Source organism: Butyrivibrio sp. (assembly GCF_017940685.1).
GTDB lineage: Bacteria > Bacillota > Clostridia > Lachnospirales > Lachnospiraceae > Butyrivibrio.
This window is the reverse complement of record NZ_JAGAYD010000125.1, coordinates 1-12,196: the sequence shown is the minus strand read 5'-3', so window position 1 is coordinate 12,196 and position 12,196 is coordinate 1. Positions and strand designations below refer to the sequence as shown.

Sequence of the window (12,196 nt, the reverse complement as noted above, 5' to 3'; positions counted from 1 at the left end):
TTTGACAAGGGCGATTATCAGAAGGCTGTTGAGCAGGAGAACCTTGCAAGCCAGCTCTGCGAAGTCCTTTACCCCAATGACAATCACATCGCAGGAAAAGAGCTAAGACTTAAGCAGCAGTATTTCTTTATCTCTGCTTCAGTTCAGACCGCTCTTAAGAGATATCTTAAAAACCACGATGATATCAGGAAATTCTACGAAAAAGCTGTATTCCAGCTCAACGATACACATCCTACAGTAGCAGTTGCAGAGCTTATGAGACTTCTCATGGATGAGTACTATCTTACATGGGATGAAGCCTGGGATGTAACTGTTAAAACATGCTGCTACACCAACCACACCATCATGGCAGAGGCTCTTGAGAAGTGGCCAGTAGATCTTTTCCAGAGGCTCCTTCCAAGAATCTATCAGATCGTTGATGAGATCAACAGAAGATTTGTTGACCAGATCATGCGCCAGTATACCGGCAGCGCAGGCATAGATGTTCAGGCCAAGATCCGCAGCATGGCTATCCTCTATGACAATCAGGTCAAGATGGCTCACCTTGCCATCGTTGGCGGACATTCAGTAAACGGTGTTGCCAAGCTTCACACTGAGATCCTTGAAAAGAGAGAGCTCAAGGATTTCTACGAGATGATGCCAGAGAAGTTCAACAACAAGACCAACGGTATCACACAGCGTAGATTCCTTCTTCACGCTAACCCTCTTCTTGCTGACTGGGTTACAGAAAAGATCGGAGATGGCTGGATCACAGATCTCTCTGAGATGGACAAGCTCAAAGCATTTGCAAATGACAAGAAGGCTCTTGAGGAGTTCATGGATATCAAGCTCCAGAACAAGAAGCGCCTTGCAGCTTATATCAAGGAGCACAATGGCGTTGAGGTTGATCCTAAGTCAATCTTTGATGTTCAGGTAAAGAGACTTCACGAGTATAAGAGACAGCTCCTTAATATCCTTCAGGTTATCCACAAGTACAAGGATATCAAGGCTCATCCTACAAAGGACTTCTATCCAAAGACATATATCTTTGGCGCCAAGGCAGCAGCTGGCTACCTTACAGCCAAGCTTACCATCAAGCTCATCAACTCTGTGGCTGAGGTGGTAAATAATGACCCTGATATCAAGGGAAGACTTAAGGTTGTATTTATAGAGGACTACAAGGTTTCAAATGCAGAGCTCATCTTTGCTGCAGCTGATGTTTCTGAGCAGATCTCTACAGCAAGTAAGGAGGCTTCAGGAACAGGTAACATGAAAATGATGCTCAACGGCGCTGTTACTCTTGGAACCCTTGATGGTGCCAACGTTGAGATCGTTAACGAAGTAGGCGAAGAGAACGCATTTATCTTTGGACTTACCTCTCAGGAAGTTATGGACTATGAGAGAAATGGCGGCTACAACCCTATGGACATCTACAATTCAGATCCTAACGTCAAGAGCGTTCTTGACAGTCTTGTAGATGGCACATTCTCTAGTGATAAAGAGCTGTTCAGACCTCTGTACAACTGCCTTCTTAACACAGTTAACTCCAACAAGGCTGATCAGTACTTCATCCTCAAGGACTTCGAGGCATATCTTGAGGCCCAGAGAAAGATCACTGATGCCTATGCAGATAAGAAGCGCTGGGCTAAGATGTCACTGCTCAACACTGCATCCTGCGGTAAGTTCTCATCAGACAGAACTATTCAGGAATACGTAGATGAAGTATGGCACTTGGACAAGCTCAACATGGACGTTAAGTAAATAAGCCAATTAGAAAATCCCGTCACGAAAGTGGCGGGATTTTTTTAGTTTGGATCATTTGATTCCAAATGTCTTTCTTCAATCAGCTTTTCCACCTGCTTTAAATTTTCCTTGTTTCCTGCAGGAGTGTCGCTCTTTGGAAGGCTCTTTCTGTAGACGGAAGGCGACATTTTCTTTTCCTGGTGAAAAGCCTTGGAAAAGACCAGAGGGTCTGAATAGCCGCAGGAGATGGCGATGGACTCGATTGGGAGCTTGGTAAGCTGCAATAGCTCTGTTGCCTTGGCTATGCGGTAGCTTGTCAGGTACTGCTGCGGCGAGATGCCAAGAGTTCTCTGGAAAAGAGTGTACAGATAGCTTCGGTTTATGCATACGTAATTTGCAATGTCTGTGACCTTGATGGGATTGCAGTAGTTGCTGCGAACATAGGCCTGGGCCTTGGTCACGTAGTTGTTGTCGCTTCCACTGTCGCTCTTTGCTGTTACGCTGATGCCAGATGCTATAACGGATAAAAACATGGACAGAAGGCCATTGCGCCTAAGAACATCCTCAACGCTAAAGGTGTTGTGATCCATCATGTCCTTTACTATATCGTAGATATCCTTGGAGGCATCGCTCTTAAATACGGGCTGCAAAAGAGAAAGCCCAAGCTGAGATACGACTTCACCTGCTTTTTTGCCGCCAAAGCCGATCCAGGCGTAGGTCCAGGGATCTTTTTCGTCAGAAACGTAGTAAGCAAGCTCTTCTGGTACGATCAAAAAGCCGTAGCCTTCCTTTAATGGATAGTTCTTTCCACCAATAGAAAACCTGCCCTTGCCGCTTAAACAGTAATGGATCATGTAGTGGGGCTTAAGGGCGGGACCAAAACTGTGACCTGGAAGAGTCTGTGAAAGACCGCAGCAATAAACGTAAAGATCATCGGATTCTTCTGTGTTAAAAAGAAGTTTATAGGCTTTTTCCATGAATGTTCCTCGGTTTTTAAAGAAATTGTTTTGATAATTGTATTGTATTATGCAAAATATAACCTTTTCAAGCCCTCTAACCAATTGTGTTTTCTATGGATTTACTGTAAAATGTAAGTTGCATTTTGGTTAAATGTGAAAGGACTTAGTTTTGCAGAACGATATTCAGGATTTTTTAAAAGCAGGAAATGAGATATTAAACAGTGTCTCAAGTGCTATAGACAGAAACGATTACAGCACCCTCCATTCAGACGTGGCAAGGGTTGTGAAGTCAGTAAGTGTGGACAGGAAGGTCAACTACTCAAGTCAGATGAGGCAGGGGGCGCAGGCTCCCCAACAGCAAAGGACAGTGGTGTTCCCATTCCTTCAAAAGAACATCAGCAAGTTCCTTGGAGTTCCACAGATGACAATTTCAGGAGCAGTGGGAGCGTTTTTCCTTTTGCCTCTGCTTGGAGCGATATTAAGTGGCTCAATTGCAGGATCCATTACCCTTGGCGTCATAGTTGCAGCCAGCGCATTTTTCTTTACACAGGGGAAAAAGAAATTCGACCTGTCAAAAAAGTATTACCAGTACGGATCAGTTCTTAAGCAGGCAGAGTTTTTCAATATTTCAGACCTTGCCAAGGCTACAATGGGAAGCGATAAGAGTGTTCTTAAAGACATCAAGAACATGATCAAGCTTGGATTCCTTCCAAGAGCCCGTTTTGACAACACAGAGACAGTGTGCATGGTCACAGACAGAGCTTACGAGCAGTATCTTGGAGCTGAGAGCGACAGAATAGCAAGAGAGCAGAAGGCTGAAGAGGACAAGAAAGCAGCCATTGCAGCTGAGAGAGCAAGAAACGCTGAGTACAAGAACCTTTCTGACAAGGAGATCCAGATCCTTGAGGAGGGTAAGGAATATATCGTATTTGTCCGTCAGATCAACGACGTTATCCCTGATACAGAGGAGATGTCCAACAAGCTCTACAGACTTGAGGAGATCATGAACAGGATCTTTGCTCAGGTGAAAAAAGATCCATCAAGTGCAGATGAGCTTCACAAGCTTATGAACTACTACCTGCCTACTACTAAAAAGCTTCTTAACGCTTATGTGGAGCTGGATAAGCAGCCTGAGGTTGGTGAGAACATAACTCAGACCAAGAAAGAGATTGATGATGCTATGGATACTATCAACATGGCATTTGAGAGCCTTCTTGACAGCCTGTTCCAGGATATGGCATGGGATATTTCTTCAGACATCTCTGTTATGAAGACTATGATGGCTCAGGACGGACTTACTGTTGAGGGACAGGGCATCACAGCCCAGACAGGCGCTGTTGCCCAGAGTGTGGTGGGTCAGGCTGCGGCACAGAGCCTTGAGTTTGGAGGTCAGGCTCAGGCCCAGACACAGCCCAAGTAAAGACGAGCACGAATTAGTGACATTTATTATAGAATATTAAGTTCTTAGGAGGATGATATGGGAGCAGATTTAGAATTTGGTGCAGCTCCAGCAGCACCATCACTTAGTTTTGGGGCAGAAGCGCAGGCACAGGAAGCACCAGCACCTGCAGCAACAGCCGCAGCACCTGAAAAGGAACAGACCAATGGAAATCTGGCGCTTGAGGCTCAGCTTACAGCAGAGGAACTTAAGCAGGTTGAGGATTTCAGCAAACAGATTGACATTTCCAACACAACAGGAGTTATGAACTATGGTGTTGGAACTCAGAAGAAGCTTGCTGACTTTTCTGAGAAGGCTATCGAGAATGTAAGAACCAAGGACATGGGCGAAGTTGGAAACATGATCACAGATCTTGTTACTGAGCTCAAGGGCTTTGAGATAGAAGAGGATGAGAAGGGAATCAGAGCTCTTTTCAAGAAGAGTGCCAACAAGTTTGAAGGCCTTAAGGCTAAATATGCCAAGGCTGAAGTAAACGTTCAGACTATTGCCAATGAGCTTGAGAAACACCAGGTAACACTTCTTAAGGACGTTGATGTTCTTGATAAGATGTATGACCTTAACCTCAACTACTACAAGGAACTTACAATGTACATCCTTGCTGGTAAGAAGAGACTTGAAGAGGAGAGAAATACTACTCTTGTAGAGCTTCAGAACAAGGCTCAGGCTTCAGGACTTCCTGAGGATGCAGAGGCAGCTAAGGATTTTGCAAATAAGTGCGACAGATTCGAGAAAAAGCTCTATGACCTTGAGCTTACAAGAACAATCGCAATGCAGACAGGTCCTCAGATCCGTATGGTACAGTCTTCTGACACCATGATGGCTGAGAAGATCCAGTCAACAATAGTAAACACAATTCCTCTGTGGAAGAACCAGATGGTTATCGCAATGGGTATCGAGCACGCTACTCAGGCTGCAAGAGCAGAGAGAGAAGTTAACGACATGACTAACAACCTGCTTCGTAAGAATGCAGACGCCCTCAAGGTTGCTACAATCGAGAGCGCCAAGGAAGCAGAGAGAGGCATCGTAGATATCGAGACCCTTAAGCACACCAACGAGTCTCTTATCTCTACTCTGGACGAAGTTCTTCGTATCCAGACAGAGGGCAAGCAGAAGCGCCACGAGGCAGAGGCAGAGCTTTCTCAGATCGAGAATCAGCTCAAGGACAAGCTTCTTGAAGCAGCCAAAAATTGACCAGGGCAGTGGCGATGATCTATATCTGCTCACTTTGACTGTGTCGTGATTCATTAAGCCGGCGGAAATCATCCGCCGGTTTTTTTAGTTTGCCCTAGTTAACATTTTGACAGCTATCAGAAACAAAGAGGCATGGAAATTATAGGTGCTGTTGTGTATGATAAGGATAAGTTGAACATTTGTTAATGTATTGGATACAACAACAGGAGGGTTATATGATCAATCAGGAAATGAAGAAGGCAGTTCTTGAGAACTTTGAAAAAGTCTTTGGCAAAAATGATAACGTCAAGGCATACTTTGCTCCGGGAAGAGTTAATCTTATCGGAGAGCATACAGATTACAACGGAGGTCATGTTTTTCCATGTGCCCTTACTATCGGAACATATGGTGCAGTAGCAAAAAGAGATGACGACAAGATCCGTTTCTATTCCGTAAATCTGGACAGAACAGGGGTTGTAGAGACTTCTCTTTCAGATCTTGAGCCAAGGAGTGAGGCTGGTTGGACTAACTATCCCAAGGGAGTTATCTGGGCATTTGCTGGCAGAGGAATGAAGCTTGATAAGGGATTTGACATGGTGATCTATGGCAACATTCCCAATGGTTCAGGTCTTTCTTCATCAGCATCTCTCGAAGTGCTAACAGGATTCATCTTAAGAGATCTTTATGGTTTTGATGTATCTAATCAGGATCTTGCCCTTATCGGTCAGTACTCTGAAAATAACTTCAACGGCTGTAACTGCGGAATCATGGATCAGTTTGCAGTTGCTATGGGTAAGGAAGGCAGCGCGATCTTCCTTGATACAGCTGATCTTTCTTTTGAATATGCACCTATTAAGCTTGATGGAGCCAAGATCATCATTGCCAACACCAATAAAAAACACAAGCTCACTGACTCACAGTACAACGCAAGAAGGAGCATGTGTGAGGAGGCTCTTGCAATTCTTCAGAAGAGCCTTGATATCAAGGGCCTTGGTGACCTTTCAATCGAGAAATTTGAGGCAAATAAAGGTCTTTTGACTGACCCTGATATGCAGAGGAAGGCTAAGCACGCTGTATATGAAAACCAGCGTACAATAGAGGCTGTTAAGGCCCTTAAGGCAGGAGATCTTGAGAGATTTGGAGAGCTGATGAGACAGTCCCATGAGTCTCTTCGCGATGACTACGACGTTACAGGCGTTGAGCTTGATACTCTGGCAGAGGAAGCATGGAAGATCCCTGGAGTCATCGGTTCAAGAATGACTGGCGGCGGATTTGGAGGCTGCACTGTTTCTATCGTTAAGGATGAGGCTATCGAGAACTTCAAGAAGGTGGTGGGTGAAAACTATAAGAAAAAGATTGGCTACGATGCTACCTTCTATACAGTTTCAATTGGTGGCGGCCCAGAGGTTATCTGATCATTGGTTTGGAGGAATATCATGAATTTTGATGCAGTTAAAAAGCTTGTAGCTTACGGGCTAAGGACTGAGCTAATAGAAAAAGAAGATATCATTTACGCCGTAAACAGCCTGCTTATCATATTAGGGCAGGATAGTGCGGAATTTGAGATTGATGAAATTGAGAAGCTCTCTGAAGGCATCGATAAGGCTGCTATCGATGACGGTACATATTTAGAGGGCGTGTTAAAAGAACTTGATGACTACGCTGCAGCAAATGGCCTTATCGAGAATGACAGCGTGGTATATAGGGATCTTTTTGACACAAAGCTCATGGGCGCACTGACAGAAAGACCAAGCGCTGTAATAAAGAAGTTTAACGAGAAATATGCAGTAAGTCCTGAAGCAGCTACAGAGTATTACTATAACTTCTCCAGAAATACTGACTACATCAGGCGCTATCGTATCTCCAAGGATATGAAGTGGACAGCAGAGACTGAGTATGGAGATCTTGATATAACTATCAACCTCTCCAAGCCTGAGAAGGACCCCAAGGCAATTGCAGCAGCAAGAAATGCCAAGCAGAGCGGCTATCCAAAGTGCCAGCTTTGTTGGGAAAATGAGGGATACTCAGGAAGAGTTGATCATCCAGCAAGAGAAAATCACAGGATCATCCCTGTGACTATCCAGAATTCAAAGTGGGGTTTCCAGTACTCTCCATATGTTTATTACAACGAGCACTGCATTGTGTTTAACTCAAAGCACATTCCAATGAAGATAGAGCACAACACCTTCTGCAAGCTCTTTGATTTTGTTAAGCAGTTCCCTCACTATTTTGTGGGATCTAATGCTGACCTTCCTATCGTAGGCGGATCGATCCTTAGCCACGACCACTTCCAGGGCGGACATTACACCTTTGCCATGGCAAAAGCTCCTGTTGAGAGAAACTTTACAGTTAAAGGTTTCGAGGATGTTGAGAGCGGAATTGTTAAGTGGCCTATGTCTGTAATAAGGCTGTCTGCCAAGGACTCAGACAGAGTAATAGAGCTGGCGGATGTGATCCTTAATAAGTGGAGAGCATATACAGATGAGGCAGCCTTCATTTTTGCAGAGACTGATGGAACACCTCACAACACCATAACCCCTATTGCGAGAAAGAGGGGCGAAAACTATGAGCTTGACCTTGTTCTTAGGAACAATATCACTACTGATGAGCATCCTCTTGGGGTATACCATCCTCATGCGCAGCTTCACCATATTAAAAAAGAAAACATTGGCCTTATTGAAGTAATGGGCCTTGCTGTACTACCTGCAAGACTTAAAAAAGAGATGGCAGACCTTAAGGAAGCAATCCTTAAAGGAGCTGATCTTAGAGCTGATGAGACCCTTGAAAAGCACGCAGACTGGGTGGATCAGTTTAAGACAAAATATGACAGCATAAACAAAGACAATATAGATGAGATAATCCAGAAGGAAATCGGAGAAGTGTTCATGCATGTCCTTGAAGATGCGGGAGTTTACAAGCGCACACCAGAGGGACAGGCTGCCTTTGACAGATTTGTAAGTAGCCTTTGATAAAAGAAAAAGCCGTGGAAGCGTAAGTCTTCCGCGGCTTAACTATTAGGTTTATTCAGGATCAGAATTATTATCCGAAGGCTCAAGGAGCTTTAGGATAGTGTTTCTACTGAGAGAATTAAGGCTGTTGGCGATGGGAACAAGACCATCAAGTTTTCTCTGGATCTCCTGCTCGTTCAGGCCAAGCTTGGTTTTATACATATCGATCAGAAGGCGATAGGTTGCTGTTATATCAGTTCTGGTCTTAACAGCAAATTCAAGGACACTGGCTGCATCTTCGAAACGCCCTAAGGTGTAAAGAGCATCACCCCACTTCTGGAGGGCTATTACAAGAGATGTATAGTTCTGATCGTATTCAGTAAGGGCTGTGATATTGGCTGTTCCGTACTCAAGCTTTAAGTCTGTGTTGGTGATACCGGTTAAGTTTACTATCTTTAAGTCCTTAAGGGCTGTAAGCTCATCCTCTATCTCCTTAAGGTTTTCGTCGTCACCAGCTGTTCCAAAGGGCAATAGATCGTAGGGAAGGTGAACATATTCAAGGGTGTCGAGACTTTTCTTTCTGACGCTGTTAGAACGAAGCTCCCTGTCCCAAAACTTTTCTTCTTTTTGTTCCTCTTTTCTGGAGACCAGACGGATCCTGATGTTGAACAGGACTATGAACAATATGAAGGTTGCTAAAAAAGGGAATTTCATCTATAATATCCTTTCAGTAAATCGTGGTTCATTCCATATAATGATATCACATGGGGAAGTGTTATGAAAAAACAATTTAATTGCGCGGCACTTATTTTGCTTGCAATGCTGCTGTTCCCAGCAGGAAAGGCCTATGCAGCAGAATCTGATGCCAGGAAGATAGCAAATGGTGTATATATCGGATCAGTAGACGTCTCAGGCATGAGCGTTGATGACGCTGAGACAGCGGTTTCTCAATTTGTTGATGAAGTTTCTGCCGAGCAGATCACATTATCCGCCGGAGAGGGAAGGGAGACTTCCTTTACTGGAGAAGATATAGGACTTTACTGGAGCAACACCAGCATCGTTGAAGATGCATATGCCCTTGGACATCAGGGCAACATCATCAAGAGGTACAAGGCTCTTAAGGACCTTGAAAAGAACAACTATACATTTGACATAGAGTATGGCTATGAAAAAGAGCTATTGGAAGGCATAGTTGCAAGATGCGCTGATGAGTACGACCAGGAGACCATAAACTATAACCTGAAAAAGACTGCTGACGGATTTGTTGTATCAGATGGTCAGACAGGATATCTGGTAGATCAGCCTGGATCAGTTTCAGCTATAGAGAGCTTTATCCAGAGCGGCCTTGGTAAGGGACAGACAAGTGTTGACCTTATCGTTAAGGCAGACGAGCCCAAGGGAAGCGCTGAAGAGCTTTCTAAGGTAAGGGACGTTCTTGGAACATTCACAACAAGCTACAAATCCTCTGGAGCATCAAGAAGTGCCAATGTTGCAAATGGCTGCAGGCTTATAGATGGTTCAACAATTTACCCCGGAGAGGAGTTTTCTGTTCTTGATACCATCACACCTTTTACAGAAGCCAATGGATATTTCCCTGCAGGATCTTACCTTAACGGACTTGTTGTAGAGAGTGTTGGCGGAGGAATCTGCCAGGTTTCAACAACGCTTTACAATGCAGTTCTCTTAGCAGAGCTTGAAGTTACAGAAAGACACAACCACTCAATGATCGTCAACTATGTGGATCCTTCAGCAGATGCTGCCATCGCTGAGTCGGGCGGTAAGAACTTTAAGTTTGTAAACAGCACAGAATATCCTATTTATATTGAGGGTTATACTTCCTCAGACAAGCACATCACATTTACGATATACGGCGTAGAGACCAGAGATGCAGGTCGTCACGTTTCATATAAGAGTGAAGTTTTGGAGACAACACCAGCTTCTGCGGACCAGTTCGTCACAGATCCTTCTCAGAATGTCGGATATGTAGGAACCCAGTCAGCACACCTTGGATACAAGGCCCAGCTCTGGAAGATCGTTACAGAAAATGGTGAGACCACCAAGGAAGTAGTTAATTCAAGTAATTACAAGATGGTTCCTAAGATCATCACTGTAGGAACTGGTGGAGCAGATGCAACTGCAGTATCTCAGCTTCAGACAGCCATAGCAACAGGCGATGTTGGTACCGTCAAGGCCGTAGCTGGAGCTTTGGCAGCAGCAAGGACCGCAGCCGGAACAGAAGGCGAAGAGGCAGCAGCCCAGGCTGTAGGAGATGCAGTTGGAGCAGCTAATGCTCTTTTGAAGCAGCAGGCAGAAGCCGCTGACACAGCAGAAGTTATTCAGACAGACTAATAGTTTTACTGGAGAGTTCATGAGGATAGGCAAGATAACTGAGAATGCACTTAAGCGCTCAGTTTTAAAGCAGTTAAGAACAGAATATAAAAACATTGAAAGCGCAGCTGTAGGGTCAGACTGCGCTTTTTCTAATGATAAAAAGACATTTAGCGCCACCTTTCCCTTGGTGGCGGACGTTTCAGATGCTGGATTCTATGCTGTGGTAAAAGTGGCAAACAGCTTAAAATCCCAGGGAATTGTTCCAGATCACGTGACTTTGTCAGTTCTTTTACCGGCTGAGACCGAGGAAAAAGAGCTAAAGAAAATAGTTGCTGATGCCATTGAAGGGGCGAAAGCAAGTGGCACCATCTACGCAGGTGGGCATACTGAAGTTACAAACGCTGTGACAAGGCCGGTTGTAACGGCTACTGCAGCGGGTTACCCTGGAGAAGCGCCTGTATTTGACCATAAACCAAAGGCTGGAGATGCTCTTATCGTAACGGGCTTTGTTGCGCTGGAGGGTACAGCTATACTTGCCAAAGAAAAAAAAGAAGAACTAAAAAAGCGCTATCCTGTTCCTTTTATCGAAAAGGCTGAAAACTTCAAAGCTCTTTTGCCCATAAATAGTGAGGCTGCAGTCGCCATAAAGTCCGGAGCTAGCTCCATTCATGACGTTTCCTCAGGAGGAATATTTGCAGCCCTTTGGGAGATGGCTGAGAGAGCAGGAACCGGACTTAGTGTGGATCTTAAAAAGATCCCCATAAGGCAGGAAACAATTGAAGTTTGTGAATTTCTTGAGGTGAATCCATATCTTTTAACATCTGGTGGAGCCCTTCTTATTGCATGTGACAATGAGGAAAAGCTGGTGGCGGCCTTAAACGAAAACGGCGTAAATGCGGCTGTCATAGGATTCCTTAAGGATGGCAACGACAGGGTCATCGTAAATGGCGATGAAAAGAGATTCTTAGAACTGCCACAGGCTGATGAGATTCACAGAATTCTTTTGTGAAACTTTTGATTCTTGTAGTATCATAGAGTTTATAAATATGAGATGGGAGAAAAAGATGAGTACTAGAGAAGAGATACTGAATATCATAGAGAAAAACAGCCGTATCGATGTCCACGAGCTCAGCGTCCTTTTAGGGGCAGAGGAGATCCTTGTGGCCAACGAACTTAGAAGCCTTGAGGAAGAGGGCATCATCTGCGGCTATCACACCATGGTTGACTGGTCCAAGACCAGTATTGAGAAGGTCAATGCCCTTATCGAAGTTAAGGTTACTCCTCAGAGGGGACTTGGATTTGACTCCATCGCAGAGCGGATCTACAAATATCCAGAGGTTACAAGTGTATACCTTATGAGCGGCGGATTTGACCTTATGGTCATCATCGAGGGCAAGACCCTTCAGGAAGTAGCTGGGTTTGTAAGTAACAAGCTCTCAACCCTGGACACTGTCCTTAGCACAGCCACACACTTTATTTTGAAAAAATATAAAGACCACGGAACGATCCTTACTAAAAAATATGAAGATACAAGGGAGATAGTTTCACCATGAGAAATCCCATAGGAAAAAAGGTGGTTGACATAAAGCCATCTGGAATAAGAAAGT

At 44.4% G+C, this 12,196-nt stretch carries 10 protein-coding genes; 8 read left to right on the top strand and 2 right to left on the bottom strand.

Going from position 1 to position 12,196, the window contains the following annotated elements; translation table 11 throughout:
* Positions 1-1,740: glycogen/starch/alpha-glucan phosphorylase (locus J6I68_RS08065; RefSeq protein ID WP_292219378.1), on the top strand; the 1,740-nt coding region annotated here is incomplete at its 5' end.
* Positions 1,741-1,784: 44 nt separating this feature from the next.
* Here J6I68_RS08065 and J6I68_RS08060 read toward each other — a convergent pair.
* Positions 1,785-2,699, bottom strand: coding sequence for an AraC family transcriptional regulator (locus J6I68_RS08060; RefSeq protein WP_292219375.1), 915 nt, complete (start codon positions 2,697-2,699; stop codon positions 1,785-1,787).
* Between the two features lie 151 nt (positions 2,700-2,850).
* On the opposite strand from J6I68_RS08060, the gene J6I68_RS08055 reads away from it, so the two are divergent.
* The 4 genes from J6I68_RS08055 (at position 2,851) to galT (ending at position 8,279) form a co-directional block, all read left to right on the top strand.
* Positions 2,851-4,101, top strand: coding sequence for a 5-bromo-4-chloroindolyl phosphate hydrolysis family protein (locus J6I68_RS08055; protein WP_292219373.1), 1,251 nt, complete (start codon positions 2,851-2,853; stop codon positions 4,099-4,101).
* Between the two features lie 57 nt (positions 4,102-4,158).
* Positions 4,159-5,331 carry a toxic anion resistance protein gene (locus tag J6I68_RS08050; protein ID WP_292219371.1) on the top strand — a complete coding sequence of 391 codons (1,173 nt, stop codon included), beginning with the start codon at positions 4,159-4,161 and terminating at the stop codon, positions 5,329-5,331.
* 230 nt (positions 5,332-5,561) lie between these two features.
* Positions 5,562-6,725, top strand: a complete 1,164-nt coding sequence (locus tag J6I68_RS08045; protein WP_334300057.1) for a galactokinase — start codon at positions 5,562-5,564, stop codon at positions 6,723-6,725.
* Between the two features lie 21 nt (positions 6,726-6,746).
* Entirely contained in the window at positions 6,747-8,279 is a 1,533-nt protein-coding gene (gene galT, locus J6I68_RS08040) for a UDP-glucose--hexose-1-phosphate uridylyltransferase (protein WP_292219365.1), read from the top strand.
* 51 nt (positions 8,280-8,330) lie between these two features.
* Here the strand turns inward: galT and J6I68_RS08035 are convergent, their stop codons facing one another.
* Positions 8,331-8,972, bottom strand: coding sequence for a hypothetical protein (locus tag J6I68_RS08035; RefSeq protein ID WP_292219362.1), 642 nt, complete (start codon positions 8,970-8,972; stop codon positions 8,331-8,333).
* A gap of 63 nt (positions 8,973-9,035) precedes the next feature.
* On the opposite strand from J6I68_RS08035, the gene J6I68_RS08030 reads away from it, so the two are divergent.
* From J6I68_RS08030 to J6I68_RS08020, 3 genes are read left to right on the top strand one after another with little or no spacing between them, the layout of a single operon-like run.
* Positions 9,036-10,607: a VanW family protein gene (locus tag J6I68_RS08030; RefSeq protein WP_292219360.1), complete on the top strand. Its 1,572-nt coding sequence runs from the start codon at positions 9,036-9,038 to the stop codon at positions 10,605-10,607.
* A 19-nt stretch (positions 10,608-10,626) separates the two neighbouring features.
* Entirely contained in the window at positions 10,627-11,598 is a 972-nt protein-coding gene (locus tag J6I68_RS08025) for an AIR synthase-related protein (protein WP_292219357.1), read from the top strand.
* A 55-nt stretch (positions 11,599-11,653) separates the two neighbouring features.
* Positions 11,654-12,142, top strand: coding sequence for an Lrp/AsnC family transcriptional regulator (locus J6I68_RS08020; RefSeq protein WP_292205357.1), 489 nt, complete (start codon positions 11,654-11,656; stop codon positions 12,140-12,142).
* Positions 12,143-12,196 lie beyond the last annotated feature (54 nt).

Coding starts and splice junctions, on each gene's coding strand:
- J6I68_RS08060 (WP_292219375.1), bottom strand. CDS start 2,699: ATGGAAAAAGCCTATAAACTTCTTTTTAACACAGAAGAATCCGATGAT.
- J6I68_RS08050 (WP_292219371.1), top strand. CDS start 4,159: ATGGGAGCAGATTTAGAATTTGGTGCAGCTCCAGCAGCACCATCACTT.
- J6I68_RS08045 (WP_334300057.1), top strand. CDS start 5,562: ATGAAGAAGGCAGTTCTTGAGAACTTTGAAAAAGTCTTTGGCAAAAAT.
- galT (WP_292219365.1), top strand. CDS start 6,747: ATGAATTTTGATGCAGTTAAAAAGCTTGTAGCTTACGGGCTAAGGACT.
- J6I68_RS08035 (WP_292219362.1), bottom strand. CDS start 8,972: ATGAAATTCCCTTTTTTAGCAACCTTCATATTGTTCATAGTCCTGTTC.
- J6I68_RS08030 (WP_292219360.1), top strand. CDS start 9,036: ATGAAAAAACAATTTAATTGCGCGGCACTTATTTTGCTTGCAATGCTG.
- J6I68_RS08025 (WP_292219357.1), top strand. CDS start 10,627: ATGAGGATAGGCAAGATAACTGAGAATGCACTTAAGCGCTCAGTTTTA.
- J6I68_RS08020 (WP_292205357.1), top strand. CDS start 11,654: ATGAGTACTAGAGAAGAGATACTGAATATCATAGAGAAAAACAGCCGT.